The 17,223-nt window shown below is 57.3% G+C and carries 18 protein-coding genes; 12 read left to right on the top strand and 6 right to left on the bottom strand.

The features are described from left to right. Window positions 1-623, bottom strand: a 623-nt coding sequence (locus F8I07_RS08425; protein WP_292658301.1) for a radical SAM protein, incomplete at its 3' end; no start/stop codon positions are given. Next, window positions 616-1,185 (bottom strand): AmmeMemoRadiSam system protein A, encoded by a 570-nt coding sequence (gene amrA / locus F8I07_RS08420; RefSeq protein WP_292658297.1) that lies wholly within the window; start codon window positions 1,183-1,185, stop codon window positions 616-618. The genes F8I07_RS08425 and amrA, both read right to left, overlap by 8 nt. A 145-nt stretch (window positions 1,186-1,330) precedes the next feature. Here amrA and rpe point away from each other — a divergent pair, with 145 nt between their 5' ends. From rpe to F8I07_RS08400, 4 genes are all read left to right on the top strand, one after another. After that, the gene (gene rpe / locus F8I07_RS08415; RefSeq protein ID WP_292658294.1) at window positions 1,331-1,972 is read left to right on the top strand and encodes a ribulose-phosphate 3-epimerase; all 642 of its coding nucleotides are present in this window, start codon (window positions 1,331-1,333) and stop codon (window positions 1,970-1,972) included. 248 nt (window positions 1,973-2,220) lie between these two features. Next, the gene (locus F8I07_RS08410; RefSeq protein WP_292658291.1) at window positions 2,221-2,811 is read left to right on the top strand and encodes a phosphoribosylanthranilate isomerase; all 591 of its coding nucleotides are present in this window, start codon (window positions 2,221-2,223) and stop codon (window positions 2,809-2,811) included. Then, window positions 2,795-3,580 carry a 3'-5' exonuclease gene (locus F8I07_RS08405; RefSeq protein ID WP_292658289.1) on the top strand — a complete coding sequence of 262 codons (786 nt, stop codon included), beginning with the start codon at window positions 2,795-2,797 and terminating at the stop codon, window positions 3,578-3,580. Before F8I07_RS08410 ends, F8I07_RS08405 begins: the two co-directional genes overlap by 17 nt. 20 nt (window positions 3,581-3,600) lie before the next feature. Then, entirely contained in the window at window positions 3,601-4,032 is a 432-nt protein-coding gene (locus F8I07_RS08400) for a GNAT family N-acetyltransferase (RefSeq protein ID WP_292658287.1), read from the top strand. A gap of 73 nt (window positions 4,033-4,105) precedes the next feature. Here F8I07_RS08400 and cysK read toward each other — a convergent pair whose 3' ends face one another. Genes cysK through yidD form a run of 4 tightly spaced genes read right to left on the bottom strand, consistent with a single transcriptional unit; the run spans window position 4,106 to window position 7,079 of the window. Beyond that, entirely contained in the window at window positions 4,106-5,017 is a 912-nt protein-coding gene (gene cysK, locus F8I07_RS08395; RefSeq protein ID WP_292658286.1) for a cysteine synthase A, read from the bottom strand. Continuing rightward, window positions 5,014-5,658, bottom strand: coding sequence for a carbonic anhydrase (locus F8I07_RS08390; protein ID WP_292658283.1), 645 nt, complete (start codon window positions 5,656-5,658; stop codon window positions 5,014-5,016). The genes cysK and F8I07_RS08390 overlap by 4 nt, the downstream gene beginning before the upstream one ends. A gap of 28 nt (window positions 5,659-5,686) precedes the next feature. Further along, window positions 5,687-6,703 carry a dihydroorotase gene (pyrC, locus tag F8I07_RS08385; protein ID WP_292658280.1) on the bottom strand — a complete coding sequence of 339 codons (1,017 nt, stop codon included), beginning with the start codon at window positions 6,701-6,703 and terminating at the stop codon, window positions 5,687-5,689. After that, window positions 6,696-7,079: a membrane protein insertion efficiency factor YidD gene (yidD, locus tag F8I07_RS08380; protein WP_292658277.1), complete on the bottom strand. Its 384-nt coding sequence runs from the start codon at window positions 7,077-7,079 to the stop codon at window positions 6,696-6,698. The genes pyrC and yidD overlap by 8 nt, the downstream gene beginning before the upstream one ends. A 212-nt stretch (window positions 7,080-7,291) precedes the next feature. Here yidD and F8I07_RS08375 point away from each other — a divergent pair, with 212 nt between their 5' ends. The 8 genes from F8I07_RS08375 to F8I07_RS08340 are packed head-to-tail and all read left to right on the top strand — an operon-like array spanning window position 7,292 to window position 17,223. After that, window positions 7,292-7,681, top strand: coding sequence for an NAD(P)H-quinone oxidoreductase subunit 3 (locus F8I07_RS08375; RefSeq protein ID WP_292658275.1), 390 nt, complete (start codon window positions 7,292-7,294; stop codon window positions 7,679-7,681). Continuing rightward, on the top strand, window positions 7,663-8,175 hold the full coding sequence (locus F8I07_RS08370) for an NADH-quinone oxidoreductase subunit B family protein (RefSeq protein WP_292658272.1): 513 nt from the start codon (window positions 7,663-7,665) through the stop codon (window positions 8,173-8,175). Before F8I07_RS08375 ends, F8I07_RS08370 begins: the two co-directional genes overlap by 19 nt. Beyond that, the gene (locus F8I07_RS08365; RefSeq protein ID WP_292658270.1) at window positions 8,175-8,969 is read left to right on the top strand and encodes an NADH-quinone oxidoreductase subunit C; all 795 of its coding nucleotides are present in this window, start codon (window positions 8,175-8,177) and stop codon (window positions 8,967-8,969) included. The genes F8I07_RS08370 and F8I07_RS08365 overlap by 1 nt, the downstream gene beginning before the upstream one ends. An 8-nt stretch (window positions 8,970-8,977) precedes the next feature. Then, window positions 8,978-10,207 (top strand): NADH dehydrogenase (quinone) subunit D, encoded by a 1,230-nt coding sequence (gene nuoD, locus F8I07_RS08360; protein WP_292658267.1) that lies wholly within the window; start codon window positions 8,978-8,980, stop codon window positions 10,205-10,207. A 25-nt stretch (window positions 10,208-10,232) separates the two neighbouring features. Beyond that, the gene (locus F8I07_RS08355) at window positions 10,233-10,466 is read left to right on the top strand and encodes an NADH-ubiquinone oxidoreductase subunit E family protein (RefSeq protein ID WP_292658264.1); all 234 of its coding nucleotides are present in this window, start codon (window positions 10,233-10,235) and stop codon (window positions 10,464-10,466) included. Continuing rightward, window positions 10,466-12,478 (top strand): FAD-dependent oxidoreductase, encoded by a 2,013-nt coding sequence (locus F8I07_RS08350; protein WP_292658262.1) that lies wholly within the window; start codon window positions 10,466-10,468, stop codon window positions 12,476-12,478. Before F8I07_RS08355 ends, F8I07_RS08350 begins: the two co-directional genes overlap by 1 nt. 1 nt (window position 12,479) lies before the next feature. Beyond that, entirely contained in the window at window positions 12,480-14,765 is a 2,286-nt protein-coding gene (locus F8I07_RS08345) for a 2Fe-2S iron-sulfur cluster-binding protein (RefSeq protein WP_292658259.1), read from the top strand. After that, window positions 14,758-17,223, top strand: a complete 2,466-nt coding sequence (locus F8I07_RS08340; RefSeq protein ID WP_292658256.1) for an NADH-quinone oxidoreductase subunit G — start codon at window positions 14,758-14,760, stop codon at window positions 17,221-17,223. The genes F8I07_RS08345 and F8I07_RS08340 overlap by 8 nt, the downstream gene beginning before the upstream one ends.

Below are 17,223 nucleotides of genomic sequence, written 5' to 3'. Positions count from 1 at the left end.
TCGAGGACCCCCTCCAACGATCCTTTGAGGGTCTTTTTGTAATATTCGGGGTTGAAGCCCTTGATATCGATATTGAATCCGTCGATGACCCCTTTCATATCCTCGATCACCTCGGGAGTCTCCAGACCGTTGCTGACGAAGACGTTTTTGATGCCGTGCTCTTTGGCCAGGATCGCCACATCCCGGGCGAAAGGGTAGAAGATCGTCGGTTCGTTGTAGGTGTAGGCGATCGTCTTGCACCCCTTCTCCAGGGCCAGGGAGACCAGCTGCTCCGGCGTGACGTCGTAGCTGCCGCTGAGATCCTTGGTCTGGGAGATCTGCCAGTTCTGGCAGAAGGGACACTGGAAGTTGCACCCCACGGTTCCCAGCGAGAGGGCAAACGTTCCCGGCAGGAAGTGGTAGAGGGGTTTTTTCTCGATGGGGTCGACATTGAGGGCCGAGACTTTGCCGTAGACCAGGGTCTTGAGTCGGCCCCCCTCGTTTTTGTTGACGCCGCAGATGCCGACCTGTCCCTCTTTGAGCTTGCAGTAGTGGCGGCAGAGTTCACAGACGATCCGGTCGCCCTCTTTGCGGTAAAAGTCCGAATATCCCCGCTCTTCGACGGGGGTGATAGTCTTAGTCATTGGGTTCCTCCTTGATCTTTTCGGCCTGGTAGGTGTAGATCACCGGGTGGGCATCCAGGCAGTTGGGGGCCAGTCCCGCCTTTTGGCAGAGCGTGGCGAAAAACATATCGAAATCAGGCAGCTGTTCCCAGACACTTGGCAGATAGGTCGCCTGGTAATTTCCCAAGCGCAGGATCACCCCGTCGATCCCGGGACGGATTTTTCGCTGCAGATCGGCTTTGTCCGTGTAGCTGAGCTCCTGCGGGGGGGTGAGCAGGGAGATTTCGATCTCCAGTTTGTCATACTCCTCCGGCCGCACCGGGCTGAAACGCGGATCGCTGAAGGCCGCGGCTTTGGCGTTGTGGATCAGGTCATCGATCAGGGGCTGATGGGCGACGATCGATCCGATGCATCCCCGCAGCTGATGATTCTCGTTGAGGGTGACGAAAGCCGCGCCGGGTTCGGCGAGCCATGGGTGCTCCCGCAGCAGCGCCTCCCGATCGAGGAGCTTTTTGCCGGAGAGCTCCTCGGCTATCGCCTGGCGGGCGATTTTGAGCATCACTTCTTTTTTTATTTTATCCATAGATGAATTCCTCCTTATCCTCTTTGGAATCAAAATAGCACAGATTGCTCTTTTCCGATGCTAACTGGGTTGCATTTTATAAGTAGGCATGGCAAGATGGACTCCTGCTATAATCTCAAGTAAGATTTTTCAAAGGAAGCATGAAATGCTTGTAGCTCCCAGTATTCTCTCTGCCGATTTCGGTCTACTTGGCGAAGAGGTGCGTGCCATCTGCGATGCCGGATGCGATCTGGTGCATGTGGATGTGATGGATGGGCACTTCGTCCCCAATATGACCATCGGTCCCGTCGTCGTCGAGGCGGTGGCCAAAGCGGCGACGAAACCGCTGGATGTGCACCTGATGGTGGAGGACAACAACTTCTTTGTCGACCTCTTCGCTCCCCTGAAGCCGGAGTTCATCTCCTTTCACTTCGAAAGCGAACGCCATCCTAATCGGATGGCAAACAAAATCCGCTCACTGGGGATTCGCCCCTCGATGGTGCTCAACCCTCACACTCTTCCGGAAGTGACCGAGTTTCTCCTCGAAGACCTCGATATGGTGTTGCTGATGAGCGTCAACCCCGGTTTTGGAGGCCAGAAGTTCATCCCCAACGTCATCGAGCGGGCTCAGCGGCTCAAGGAGTTGATCGAAAAGCGTAACCCGAACTGTCTCATCGAAGTGGATGGCGGGGTCAGCGACGCCAACATCGCTCAGCTCAAAGCTGCCGGTGTCGATGTGGTGGTGGCGGGCAGCTATGTCTTCAGGCACCCGAAAGGGTACAAAGAGGCGATCGCCTCTTTGAAGTGAGGAGTGAGGGTGTTTTGTCGTTTGTCGTTTGAACGGGGCTTCGCCCCTCTTTGTCGTTTGAGTTTTGTTGGCAGTTGGCAGTCGGCAGTCGGCAGTCGGGGCGCCTTCGGCACTCTTTGTCATCTGAAAAAAAGCGTTGCAAGGCAACGCAATCCAAAACTATTCACCATTCACCATTCACCATTCACCATCAAAATTCTACCCACTACCCACTACCCACTACCCACTTTCTCACGAAGGGAATTTTCGTGAGAGTTAAGATTTGCGGCATCACCAGCTACGACGACGCGATGCTTGCTATCGAGGCCGGGGTGGATGCCCTGGGCTTTGTCTTCTATCCCGGGTCGCCCCGCTACATTGCCCCCGAAGCGGCTAGAAAGATCATCAATCGGCTTCCTCCTTTTGTGGAAAAGGTCGGGCTATTTGTCGAGGAGACACCGGAGCGGATCACCGAGCTTTCCCGTCAGAGCGGGATCACCCTGGCGCAGATCCATTTCGACGTGGACGAGTCGTTCCTGGAGGAGGTTGACTTTCCGACCCTTCCGGTGATACGGGCAAAAGGCCCGGAGGATCTGGAACGTTTCGCCGACCGCTACCGGCTGGTGGATGCCTACTGCGAAAGCTATGGCGGCAGCGGGAAACGGCTGGCCCTGGAGTGGTTCGCAGGGCGGGACAACTCCCGGATCATCATCGCCGGGGGATTGACGCCGGAGAATGTGTTGGAGCTGGCAGGATACGGTTTCTACGGCTGTGACGTCAGCAGCGGCACCGAGGCGGCCAAGGGGATCAAGGATCCCGTGAAAGTACGGGATTTTATCCGCCATGCTCAAAGTCTTTGACGAACTGACCAACGCCTTCCGGCGGGCGGGGGGCGAGATCTCCTATGAAGCTTTCGACCGGATTGTCCGCAAACACGCCTCGCTCTTCGAAGACAGCGAGACGATCTTTCTGCTCCTGCAGGCTTCGGGCTACCCCATCGAGGAGACTCTCGCCGGCTATCGGCTCAAAACCATGTTTATCCCCTGGCAGGAACAGGAGTACTGCATCGTCGACATCGAGACCAACGGCTCCAAACCGGGCTACTCCCAGGTGATCGAGATCGGGGCGGTGAAGCTGCGGGAAGGAGAGATTATCGATCGTCTGGAGACCTTCGTCGCCTGCGCCTACCTCCCTGACCATATCGTCAAACTGACCGGCATCGAGCCCGAAGATCTCCGGGAGGCCCCCTCCCGCAGAGAGGCCCTGACGATGTTGCGGGGCTTTATGGAAGATGCGGTCTTCGTGGCCCACAACGCCGGATTCGACTACTCGTTTCTCAATGCCTCTTTTCAGCGTTTCGGCCTGGGGCAGATCGGCAATCCGGTGCTCTGCACCATCGACCTGGCCCGTCGGACCTTCGAGAGCGAACGCTATGGACTGGCCTATCTCAACGAAGCCCTGAATCTGGGGATGCAGGCCCACCACCGGGCTTATGGTGACGCCCTGGCGACTTCGAAGGTGCTGCTCAAATCGTTCGAGAACATACCGGAATATGTGAAAACGACCGACGATCTGATCCGGTTTTCAAAGTCGTCGAGGAAAGAGAGAGCGAAGGGGATGGAGAATTGAGAATTGAAAATGGAGAATTTGTGAAAATACGTGAAATGACGATGGATGACTATGACGAAGTAATCGATATGCTCAAGATCACTCCCGGCATCACCGTCAGAGAAGCAGATTCCAGGAATTCCACGAAACGGTATCTCGAACGCAATCCCGGGCTGAGTTTTGTAGCTACGATTGAAGATCGTATTGTCGGTTGTGTCATGTGTGGGCATGACGGACGTCGCGGATATCTCCAACATCTCGTTGTCAAACCTGAAAACAGACGTCAAGGTATCGGGGAAGCTCTTTTTACAGCATGTATAGATTCGCTGAAACAGGTCGGCATCGATAAGACGCATCTTTTTGTCTTCAAATCGAACAGTCTCGCCAATTCGTTTTGGGAAAGCAACGGGTGGATTCTCAGAGATGAAGTCAACATCTATTCTTACAATGTTTCATCAAATGATAATGCCTGAGAAGTCACTTCGCCGAAAAAACGGTAAAGTCAGTCATTCAAAAAAGATCAAAACTTCGGAATCGAATCCACACTTACCTAAACAGTTCTGTCGATAGATAGCGTTCTGCCGTATCTGGCAGGATCGTGACGATCGTCTTGCCGGCATTTTCGGGGCGTTGGGCCAGGCGGTAGGCGGCGGCGAGGTTGGCGCCGGAGGAGATGCCGACCAGCAGTCCCGCTTTGCGGGCGGCTTCCCGGGCGAAGGCGAACGCCTCTTCGTCGGAGATTGTCAGAACCTCGTCAATGAGATTGACATCCAGGTTGTCGGGGATGAATCCGGCACCGATCCCCTGGATTTTGTGGGGGCCGGCGGTGCCTTGGCTGATGGCGGGGGAATTTTCCGGTTCGACGGCGACGGCTTTCAGATCGGGATTGTGGGCTTTGAGGAGGCGGCCGTTGCCGCTGAGGGTCCCGCCGGTGCCGACTCCGGCGACAAAAATGTCAATCTTGCCGCCGGTAGCCTCCAGGATCTCCCGGGCGGTGGTCGCTTCGTGGGCAGCGGGATTGTCGGGGTTGGCGAACTGGTTGGGAATCCAGGCCTTGTCAAAACTTGCGGCCAATCGTGTCGCTTCGTCGATGGCCCCCTGCATCCCTTCCGTCGCCGGAGTGAGGAGCAGCTCGGCCCCCAGATGGGTCAAGAGTCTGCGCCGCTCCAGGCTCATGGACTCGGGCATGGTCAGGATCAGCCGCAGTCCCCGCACGGCGCAGATCAGGGCCAGGCCGATCCCGGTATTGCCGCTGGTGGGTTCGATGATCACCGTTTCGGCGTCGATTTCCCCTCGGGCCAGGGCCCCCTCGATCATCGCTTTGGCGATCCGATCCTTGACCGAAGAGCCGGGGTTGAAATACTCCGCTTTGGCCAGGACGGTGGCTTCCGCCTCCAGATAGTCCAGCCGCAGCAGCGGGGTCTTGCCGATGGTTTCGTCGATTCGGTTGTAGATCACGGGTTCGCTCCCAGGGGTTTGAATTCGAGGGCGTCTTCGTCGAAATAGTGGATTGTCCCTTCCGCCAGGTCATAGTGCCAGGCATGGAGAAAGAGTTTCTCTTCTTCGACGCGACGTTTCACCGCTGGATAAGTGAGAAGATTTTCCAATTGAAAAACCACCGAAACCTTTTCGGCAAATTCGCGCTGTATCTCTAGAGATGCATTGGGGAAATGATGCAGGGTGACCTCTTTGGCCGGTTGACCCAGCTGGAGCCAGCGGGTGGTGTGGATCGTCTCTTCGCTGGGAGGGTGGGGACGGAAAATCTCTTTGATGGCCCCGCAGTCGGAGTGGCCGCAGACGATGATGTCGCTCACCTCCAGATGGGAGACGGCATATTCGATTGCGGCAGCAGTAGAGTGAAAGTCATTGTCCGGGGAGAAAGGGGGGACAAAGTTGCCGATATTACGGACAATAAAGAGATCCCCCGGTCCGCTGCCGGTGATCATCGCCGGCATCACCCGGCTGTCGCTGCAGCCGATAAAGAGGGCTTTGGGATTCTGCCCCTCCTCGACCAGTTTTTTGAACCGCTCTTCGTTTTTCCGGAATTTGACTTTGCGGAAATAGTCGTGACCCTTCTCGAATTCACTCAGTTTTTCCATGATTTCTCACTCTTCATTCTTCACTTTTTCACTCGACGCTGACAGCGTCGATACTCCATCCGATTGTTTCTCCGGCGAACATCGGGACCACCTCTCCGTATTTTTCGGGAACCTGCATGGGGGTGTCGGTCAGTTGTACCTTTTTCTTCGGCGGCTTGAGGTTGTAGATCCGTTGGGCGTTGTTGCTGACGAAGTGCTGGAGATTCTCCAACTTTCCGTGGCGGGCGAAGAGCTCCGCCAGAGCCGGCAGAGCGATGGGGGCGGTGAAGACCCCGGCGGCACAGCCGGGGGCCTCTTTGACGTGGCGCGGGTGGGGGGCGCTGTCGGAGCCGAACATGACCTTGGGATGGGCATTGAGCGCTGCCTGCAGCAAAGCCTCCCGGTCTTCGGGGCGTTTGGCGATGGGTTTACAGAAGAGATGCGGCTGGAGCATGCCGCCGGCTACTTCGTCCAGGGTGATCAGCAGGTGGTGCAGCGTGATCGTGGCGTAGAGATTGGGATGGCGATCCAGCGCTGCGATACTTTGGGCGGTGGTGATGTGCTCCATGACGATGGTCATATCGGGGAAGGCATCGGCCAGCGCCTCATAGATAGGGATGAACTCCTTCTCCCGATCCATAACGAACCCTCCGGTCTCTCCATGGATGCATAGCGGGATTCCCAATTCGCTCATAGCATCAAGCGCCAGGCGAAGCTCTTCGATTTCGAAACCGCTCACGCCCCCTTCGCTGTTGGTGGTGATGCCGGCGGGATAGAGTTTGATGGCAGTGAGTTCTTCGGCCAGAGGTGCAAGAAAATCATAATCGTACTCCGGCTTGAAAAAGAGGGTCATATAGGGTTCGAAAATCTCGTCGCCGATTGCCTCCAGAATCCGCCGACGATAGGCACGTACCATTTCGCCGTCGGTGACAGGAGGGACCAGGTTGGGCATGATCAGCCCTCCGCTGAAACTGTGGGCACTCAGCGGGGCGACGGTGCGGAGCATCTCTCCGTCGCGCAGGTGCAGATGCATATCGAGGGGTTCATGCAGAATGATTTCAGTCATCAAAAGCCTTTAGGATGAGGTACTTCCCCGAACCGAGAGGGACGATCCAGTATTGTATGGCGATTTCCCTATCAGAGGGATTAGTCCGTGGCAGCGGGGCGAGGATCCGCCCGGGGGGAAAGAGGGGGTTGGCGGCCCATGCCGGCGCCGGAGGTTCCCACCGGACCCTGGGGTAGTCGATCCCTCCCGGAAAGAGCTGATTGCAGCGCAGGATCCGCAGCGCCGTTGCGGCGAAAGCGCGGTCGGGACGGTTGAACTCGAACTGCCATTTGGCGTATTCGCTGCAGGTGGGATAGTAGCGGCAGCTGGCCGGCAGCATTTGGGAGAGATACTGGTACCCCCGGATGGGAGCGATGAAAAAGCGCTTGATCTTCATAGGAATAAGTATAACTCAGAATCGCGTATCGAAGCCAGAAAAATATAATTCTCCATCCTCAATTCTCCATTCTCCATCAAACATCCCTGTTTCCCATCGTTACACCCTCTGGGGCTTTTGATCGTGCGCTTCGGTCGCCCAAACCGCTTTAAATAACTTTCTGTTAAGATGTGGCACATTGTGCACAGCATTCTCAACAAAAGGGTAAGACCATGACACATCTGGTGACCGATCATCCCTATTTCGGTGTCTTCGTTCTCTTCTTGCTTACGGCGGCGGCCTTTCCGGCGACGCTCTTTCTGGCGCGCTATGTCAGCCGGAAACTGGCCCGCCTCGACACGGAAAAGCTCAAGCTCTCCATCTACGAGTGTGGACCGGAGCCCAACAAGCAGCCCAACCGGATCTCGGCGCAGTTCTATCTGATCGCGCTGCTCTTTATCCTCTTCGATGTGGAGATCATTTTTATGTTCCCCTGGGCCATCGATTTCAAACTCCTGGGGTGGTTTGGCTTTGCTGAAATGATCCTCTTTATCGTTTTGTTGGCAATCGGATTTATCTATGCATGGAAGAAAGGAGCACTTGAATGGCACAGCATCAAGTAAACTACGCCTCGACCGGAGGCCTGCCCGTGGCGCTGACCACGGTGGATAAACTGCTCAACTGGGGACGCTCCAACTCGCTGTGGCCCCTGACCTACGGATTGGCCTGCTGCGCCATCGAGATGATGGCCTCCGGGGCCAGCCGTTTCGACTTCGACCGGATGGGAGTGATCTTCCGGGCCTCTCCCCGTCAGGCGGATGTGATGATTCTGGCCGGGACCCTCTCCAAAAAGCATGCCGAATTCGCCCGACGCCTCTATGATCAGATGGCCGAACCCAAGTGGGTCATCTCCATGGGCTCCTGCGCCAACACCGGCGGGATGTTCAACACCTACGCCACCGTCCAGGGGGTCGACCGGATCATCCCGGTGGATATCTACCTCCCCGGCTGTGCGCCCCGGCCTGAGACGCTGCAGTACGCCATGATGATGCTGCAGAAGAAGATTCGCCGTGAATCGGCCGATATGAAAAAACGAAAACTGCAGAGGTTTGTCTGATGAGAAAATATACCCCCAAAGACAACGTTCAGGGCAAAGCCAAATATACCGACCGTTTCTGGGTCGCACCCCAGGTTCCCCGTCATCCGGTCGAAGAGGATGCCCATTTTGCCGAGGTGCTGGAGAAGATCAAAGCGGCGGTGGAGGTTCTTGACGCCTACATTGAGATCGGTCAGCTGGTGATCCATATCCGTCCTGAGCAGAACATCGATGCCCTGCGGACCCTCAAGGAGGAGTGCGGCTACGCCATGTGCTCCGAGCTCAGCGCCGTGGACTATCTGGCCCAGGATGGAGAGTTCGAGATCTTCTACCAGATGCTCAATCTGGACGAGGCCAAGCGGGTCCGCTTCCTGACCCGGATCAAAGAGGATCAAGCGATCGAGAGCATTGTCCCCCTCTACGCCATGGCCAAGTTTGCCGAGCGGGAGATGTACGATATGTTCGGAATCGTGGTCAACAACCACCCCTATCTCAAGCGGATTATCATGCCCGACGACTGGGAAGGCCATCCCCTGCGCAAGACCTATCCGCTACAGGGGGATGAGTTTGCCAGCTGGTACGAAGTGGACAAGATCTTCGGCAAGGAGTATCGCGATGTCATCGGTCCCGAGCTGCGTGATCCCGCCCGGGTTGACCGCTACGACACCCGGCGTTTCGCCCGGATCGGCCATGAAGTTCCCTTCGGTGCCGATCCGGAACTGGTGGATGAGACTGAAACCCCCATCGAATACAGCAGCGACTTTATGGTGGACTACAACAAAGGTCCCCACAAAGTCCTGGACAAAAGAAAGTAGGAGCCGTCATGCAGCAGCAGCCTAACAAACTCAGACCCTTCTTCGAAAACCTCAATTTCGAGCGTGACGACAACACCATGGTGATCAACTTCGGGCCCCAGCACCCCTCGGCCCACGGACAGCTGCGGCTAATCCTGGAACTCAACGGCGAGCAGGTGGTCAAGGCCTATCCCGACATCGGCTATCTCCACCGGGGAATCGAGAAGATGGCGGAGAATATGATCTACAACGAGTTTCTCCCCACCACCGACCGGATGGATTATATTGCCTCCACCTCCAACAACTATGCTTTCGCCCTGGCCGTAGAGCGGCTCATCGGCCTGGAGGTTCCCCGTCGGGCCCAGGTGATCCGGACCATGCTTCTGGAGCTCAACCGGATCATTTCTCACCTCTTCTTTCTGGCGACCCATGCTCTGGATGTGGGAGCGATGTCGATCTTCCTCTACGCCTTCCGGGAGCGGGAGTTTGCTATGGACCTCATGGAGGAGTACTGCGGGGCACGCCTGACCCACTCGGCGGTCCGCATCGGCGGCGTGCCGCTGGATCTACCGGAGGGGTGGCTGACCCATCTGACCGATTTCATCGACCGGCTGCCCGAGCAGATCAAACTCTACGAGGATCTGCTGACCGAAAACCGGATCTGGAAGATGCGTCTGGAGGATGTGGGGATTGTCACCCCCGAACAGGCGCTGGAGTGGGGCTGTACCGGGATCATGCTGCGGGGATCGGGGATCAAGTACGATGTCCGAAAGGAAGAGCCCTACGAACTTTATGATGAACTCGACTTCGATATCCCCGTCACCGACCGCTGCGACAGTTACGGACGCTATCGGCTCTATATGGAAGAGATGAAACAGTCGGTGCGGATCCTGCGACAGCTCATCGGTATGTATGCCAAGACCGACTCCCAGCTGATGGCCCATGCCCCCCAGTATATCTCCGCGCCCAAAGAGGAGATCATGACCCAGAACTACGCGCTGATGCAGCACTTTGTCCTGGTGACCCAGGGGATGCGGCCTCCCAAAGGGACCGTCTACGCCCCCACCGAATCGCCCAAGGGAGAGCTGGGATTCTGGATCCGCAGCGAGGGCGAACCCTACGCCTACCGCCTCAAAGCACGGGCGCCCAGCTTTTTCCACACCGGAATTCTCCAGGATATCCTGCCCGGAACCTATATCCCTGATGTGGTGACCATTATCGGAAGTACCAATATCGTCTTCGGTGAAGTCGACCGATAGATCAGACGGCCAGAAAGGAACGAGTATGAAACGATACGATTTGCGACACCTTCACGACAACTTCTACGACCGGATGATCGAATTGATCGAAACCGACCTCAAAGCGGAGGAAGTGGGGATCTTTCTTTTCGAGATCGGGGATTTCTCTCCGATTCAGAAGAGTGCCGACCTGGTCAAGGAGCGCGGCCACGAACTGATGAACTCCCTGAAGTTCAACGAAGTCGATTGGACGATCGTGGTCAAAAGAAAGGGTGACTGATGGCGAAAGTGGTATTCTCCACCTGGCGGGGCGAGCGGATCGACAACCGCGGCAAAGCGCCCGAGGCGTGGGAAGAGTCCGCCTTCAAACTGCCGGAGAATTATGAGGAAGGCACTCCGTCGAAAGCCTTTGTCGGTTGGGACGGCGTCGCGATCTTCGATGAGGAGATCGATGCGGTGCGTCTGGCGACGGAGTATGCCGAGACCTATCAGAAATACTCCGAAGCCTGCGGGCGCTGTGCTCCCGGACGCTGGGGCGGACGGATCCTCTATGATCTCCTGGACAAAATCGCCCGGGGGGAAGGAACATTCGCGGATGTGGAGCATCTGCGGGAGGTCTCCCAGACCATGATGCTCACCTCCAAGTGCGAGATCGGTCGGACCGTTCCCAAACCTATTCTCGATCTGATGGAGCATTACAAAGAGCAGTTCGATACCTGCATCGCCGAACAAAAGCCGTCGATCCACTATAAACGGGAGGATCTGAACTATATCGCCAAGGTGACGGCACCCTGTATGGATATGTGCCCCTCTCATGTGGACATTCCTGCCTATATCGAGGGGGTGCGGGATATGGTCTTTACCGAATCCCTGGAGGCGACCCGTCAGACGATGCCCCTGGCTCACACCTGCGGTCGGGTCTGCCCCCATCCCTGCGAAGATGCTTGTCGGCGGGCCAACCTGGATGAGCCGATCTCTATCATGGAGCTCAAGCGTCTCGGAGCCGACTACGAGACGGATCATCACCTGGGCTTCCTGCATCCGCAGGAACCCAAGCCGCTGCGAAACGACGGCAAGAAGGTCGCGATTGTCGGGGCCGGCCCCGCGGGATTGACCGCCGCCTATTACCTGGGACTGGAGGGGATCAAGGTCGATATCTTCGAAGAGCTTCCCGTCCTGGGCGGCGAGGTGGCAGTCGGGGTTCCCGAATACCGGATGCCCATCGACAAGTACAACAAAGATATCGAACTGGTCACCTCTCTGGAAGCGGTCGATGTCTACACCAATCACCGGGTGGATGCCGAGCGCCTCAAGGAGCTGGATGCGGAATACGATGCCGTGCTGCTGGCCTTCGGTACCCGCCTCTCCAAAAAGGTCCGAGCCGAGAACGAGCGGGAGGATATGGAAGGGTATTGGGGGGCCATCGCCATGCTGGACAAGGTCAACCTTTGGAACAAATACGGCATCGGCGAACCGGCCTCCAACGAGCTGAAAGATACCACTGTCGTCTGCGTCGGCGGAGGCTTCACCTCGATGGACGTGGTGCGCTGCTCCGTTCGGGAGGGGGCCAAGAAGGTGATCATGCTCTACCGCCGGGATGAGAAGACCATCATCCGTAACACCACCTACGAAGAGTATCACGAAGCGGTGGAAGAAGGGGTGGAATTTATCTTTCACTCGGCCGTGGAGCGGATCGTGGATGAGAACAACAAGCTCAAAAAGCTGATCTGCAACCGTTTCGAACTGGTCCCCGATCCCGACGGTGGCCGTCCCAAGCTCGAAAAGATCGAGGGGGCCGACTTCGAGATCGAGTGTGACTGGCTGATTCCCGCGGTCTCCCAGGCAGCGGATCTGAGTATTCTCCCCGAAGAGTGGGAGCTCAAGCTGACCAGTTGGAATACCCTGCTGACCAACGGGCGGGATTACATGACCAGCCGTCCGGGACTCTTCGCCGCGGGGGACTGCGAGTACGGTCCCATGACCATCGTCAACGCCGTGGGCCAGGCCAAACGGGCCGCCTCGGTCATCAGCCGCTACATCTACGACGGCAAGGTGAGCCTGACGGATGAGGAGATCATGGAGGATCATCTCAACAAGCTCAAGGTCTATGACAAGAATGAGAAGGTGACCGGCTGGATGCCCGGCATCCCCCGTCAGGTGAGTGAAAAGCTGACGGTGGAGGAGCGGAAGACCAACAACAAAGAGGTCAACCTGGGATTCACCGGCGAGCAGGCAATCGCTGAGGCGGAGCGCTGTATGCGCTGTTACTACATTTCGATGGTGGCGGTGTAAGATGAGCGAAGTGAAAAAGATGCCCGAAACGGTCACCCTGACCATCGACGGGAAAGAGGTGACGACCCGGCAGGGCAATACCATCCTGCAGGCGGCGAGGGAGAACGGGATTTACATTCCTACCATGTGCTATTTGAGCAAGGTTGAGCCTATCGGTTCCTGCCGGATGTGTGTGGTGGAGGTCGAAGGGGTCGAAGGGATGATCCTCTCCTGTCAGGAGAAGGCGGTGGAGGGAGCCGTGATCCGGACGTCGGGAGAAGATCTCTTCCGGGAGCGTCAAAACATCATGAAGCTCTACGATGTCAACCACCCCCTGGAGTGCGGTGTCTGCGACAAGAGCGGCGAGTGTGATCTGCAGAACAAGACCCTGGAGTTTGCTGTGGATCAGCAGACCTTCTCTGCCCGGGATCAGCACCGTCCGGTCAAAAACTGGGGATTTATCAGCTACGATCCGGCGCTCTGCATCATGTGTGAGAAATGCGTGCGCACCTGTACGGAGATCATCGGAGACGATGCCCTGGCCATCGAGACCGGGGGCTACAAATCGACCATCGTCAATACCCGGGACCTGAGCGACTGCGCCCAATGCGGGGAGTGTATGGCGGTCTGTCCGGTGGGGGCCTTGGTCAGCACCGATTTCAAATACTCCGCCAACGCTTGGGAGCTGGAGAAGATCCCCGCCAGCTGTGCCCACTGTTCGGCGGGATGCCAGCTCTACTACGACGTCAAACATACGAGTATCGACAATCCCGAACCCAGGATCTACCGGGTCACCAACGAGTTCGAGTTCAGCACCCTCTGCGGCGCCGGGCGCTTCGGTTATGACTTTGAGAACCGGGGAGCCAAAAGAGAGCCGGAGAAACTTGATGCGGCCGTCGAAGCTTTCCGCAAGGCCGACACGATCCGTTTCGCTTCGACGATCAGCAACGAAGAGGCCCTGCTGCTGCGCCGTATCGCCGAGAAAACCGGAGCGAAGCTGGTCTGCGATGAGGCCAGAGGATTCCAGCGTTTCCTGCATGCCTACCGGGAGGCTTCGGGCCGGAACCTTCCCACGGCCGATCTGGAGTGGATCCGGCGGAGCCGGGCGATCGTGACGCTGGGCAGTCGTCTCTATGATGACGCGCCGATGGTCAAGTTTGCCGTGGCCACCGCCAGTCGGCGGGAGAAGGCCCAGGTGATCTACTGTCATCCTCTGGAGGATATGCGGCTGCAGAACCAGGTGACCCAGTTCATCAAATATGAGGCGGGAAGCGAAGAGGGAGTTGCGGCGTTGCTGGCGGCAACCCTGATCGACAAGGCGAAAGCCCCCCAAGAGCTGACCACCCTTCTCGATGGGTTGGATATCGGCTATCTGAGTGCAGAGAGCAACGTTTCTGAGGAGGAGTTGGACCGCCTCAAACTGACGCTCTGGAAGCGGCGACGTTTCACGCTGATCGTAGGAGAAGACCTCTACAACCATCCCCAGGCGGAGAACATCGCCAGATTCCTGGCAGCCGTCGAAAACTACAGCGATTTCAAACTCTTCATCATTCCACCCGCCTCCAATACCCTGGGAGTTTCCCTGATCTGCGATCTGGCCGATGAGGCTGAGGGATATACTGTGGGGGTGAACGCTCCCGGGGATTTCACCCTGAGTGCCTTGGGAGACGGAGACCTGGATCTGCCGGCGATGAATCAGCAGGAGGGAACCCTGGTCAACCACGAAGGTCGGGTGGTCCCGACCCACCCCGCGCTTCCCTACGGGGGCTGGGAACTGGCGGATATCGCCCGCCGTCTGGGGCTGGAGCTGGAACACGTGATCGACCTGACGCCCCAGCTGCCGGCGGAAGAGGGCTTCCGTACTCTGGCTTTCGACGATCTCCCCGACTATTTCGACGCGACGGGGGGAGAGCACCGCGGCTATCTGCTGGAGCGGCAGGAAGGGGAGGCGGAGCTGCGCCTCCCCGAAGAGCCCGAAGAGCTGGAGAGCTACGACGGAACGGTGCTCTATCGCTGTAATCCGGGGAAACAGTTCTCCCCTTTCACCGCCAAGACCCATCAGTTGCGGGAGGAGGCGTCTCTTCTCGGGTCGGCCCAGTTTGCCACGGCGGCCAGATTGGAAGACGGGGATCGGATCCGATTCGTCCAGGACGGCATCGAGTATGAGCGGGTGTTTCGGATTGACACGACCATGAAAGGGACGGTGGCAGTGAACCCCACATTCGACAAGGGGCTAAGGAGCTTTGCGATATCCTCTTACAGATTCAGCCCCGTAAAAATTGAGAAGACAGGGAAGGCCGATGAGTAAAAACGAAATCACCATTACGATCGACGGTGTGGAGTGCCGGACTACAGAGGGCGAATATGTTCTCAATGCGGCCCGGGCCAACGGGATCTTTATTCCCGCCATCTGTTACCTGACCCGCTGTTCGCCCACCCTGGCCTGTCGTCTCTGCCTGGTGGAGGCAGACGGCAAGCGGGTCTATGCCTGCAACGCCAAGGCCAAAGAGGGGATGGAGATCGTCACCCAGACCGAAGAGATCCTCGAAGAGCGCCGGGCGATCATGGAGGTTTACGACGTCAACCACCCTCTCCAGTGCGGCGTTTGCGACCAGCACGGGGAGTGTGAACTACAGAACTACACTCTGGAACTGGGAGTTGATTCCCAGCACTATGCCATTGCCGATACGCTGCGGGAGACCAAAAACTGGTCAACGGTACTGCACTACGATGCGGGGCTCTGTATCGTCTGTGAACGCTGTGTGACCGTCTGCAAGGACATGATCGGTGACAGCGCCCTCAAGACCGGCCCCAGAGGCGGCGGCCCCCTGGACAAAGCCTACAAGGAGACGATGCCCAAAGATGCCTACGCCATGTGGAACAAGCTCCAGAAATCGATCATCGTTCCCAGCAACGGCACCGAGCACACCAACTGCTCCGATTGCGGGGAGTGTACGGCGGTCTGTCCCGTCGGGGCATTGACCGAACGGGACTTTGTCTACAAGGCCAACCCCTGGGAACTCAAAGCGATTCCCGCCACCTGTGCCCACTGCTCCAGCGGATGCCATCTTTACTACGAGACCCGCTTCACTTCCATCGAGAACCCCGAAGAGATGATCTTCCGGGTCAAGAACGAGTGGAATTTCCAGTCTCTCTGCGGAGCGGGCCGTTTCGGCTACGATTACGAAAACAGGAACGTCACGAAAGACCGGGAAGCCTTTGAGAAGGCAGTTGACGCGCTCGACAAGGCGGAAACGGTTCGCTTTTCGTCCATGATCAGCAACGAAGAGGCTTTGATGCTTCAACGACTCAAAGAGCACAAAGGGGTCAAACTCTACAATCCCGAGGTGCGTCCCTTCCAACGCTTCCTCCAGGCCTATGCCAAAGCGAGCGGGCAGAGTCTCTACGGCAGTGATTACCGGGAGATCATGGAGGAGAGTGATTTCGTCGTCAGTATCGGTGCGTCACTGCGCAACGACAATCCCAATGCCCGTTACGCCTTCAACAATGTGCAGAAGATGAACAAAGGCGCCGGTCTCTACTTCCACCCGGTGGGCGATGCGCTGGTCCCCACCTTCGGCAAAAGCGTCGAGTGCATTACCCACAAACCGGGGCAGGAGGAGACGGCGCTCTATCTGGTCCTGGATCTCTTCGCCGACAAAGAGGCTTTGCCCGATTACCTCCGAGAGTATCTGGAGGGGTTCCACGAAACTCGCAAAAAAACGGTCAAAGAGAAGGTGATGAAAGAGATCACCGAAGTCGTCAAAGACGAGGAGACCGGTGAAGAGAAAGAGGTCAAGAAGAAGGTTCCCGAGATGGTGGAGAAGGAGGTGGAGTACGATCACAACCTCCTGGTCGAAGCCCTGGGGGCCGATCCCGTCGCCTTCGCCGAGAGTTTCGAAAAGATGATGAAGAAGAAAGAGTCCTTTTCCCTGATTCTCGGGGAGGATCTCTACGGGCATCCCCACTGGGAAAACCTGGCGAAACTGGCCGCCCTGGCGGAGAAACACTGCGGGATGAAGTTGGCGATGATCCCGCCCAAGTCCAACGCCCTGGGCGTCGCGCTCATCTGTGATCTGGACGACGAGGCGGAGGGATACACCGTCGGCTACAACCAGCCCGGTGATTTCCGTCTGAGTGCTTTGGGCGACGGCGATCTGGATATGCCGGCGATGAATCAGCAGGAGGGGACGATGACCACCATGAACAAACGGGTGGTTCCTACCAACGCCGCGCTGGAATACGGCGGATATGAGCTGAATGATCTCATGAATGCCTTGGGACTGGGCAAGCGTCTGACCGTGGACTGGACGATGGAACTGCCGGTGGATCGGGGCTTCCAGGCGGTGGCCTTCGACGACCTGAAAGACGGTTTCCTCAACGACGGAACGGAGATCCGGGGCTATGCGCTCACTCCGATCAGGGGACGAGCCTCCACCGCCAAAGCCAAAGCGGCTTCCGACGAAGCGGTTCTGGAGGGAACAATCGCCTACCGGTGCAACCCCCAGCGGCAGTTCAACGATTTTACCGACAAAGCCCATCAGATCTTTGAGGCCTTCGCTCTCTATGCTTCCCCCCAAAAGGCGGAGGAACTGGGCGAAAAGGTGGAGGTGCTCTTTGAAGAGGGCAGTTTGACCCTCGAAGTGATAGCGGATGAACGGATGAGCGGGGAGATTGTGGCGGTTCCCGACTTCAAGGCTTCGGCGGATGTCTACCGCCTCTTCGGCGAGAGCCGCTATGCCAACGTAACTCTGAAAAAGGTGTAA

It is taken from the genome of Nitratifractor sp. (genome assembly GCF_015487065.1).
In the GTDB taxonomy this organism is placed as follows: Bacteria; Campylobacterota; Campylobacteria; order Campylobacterales; family Sulfurovaceae; genus Nitratifractor.
This window is presented reverse-complemented; position numbering and strand designations above follow the sequence as displayed.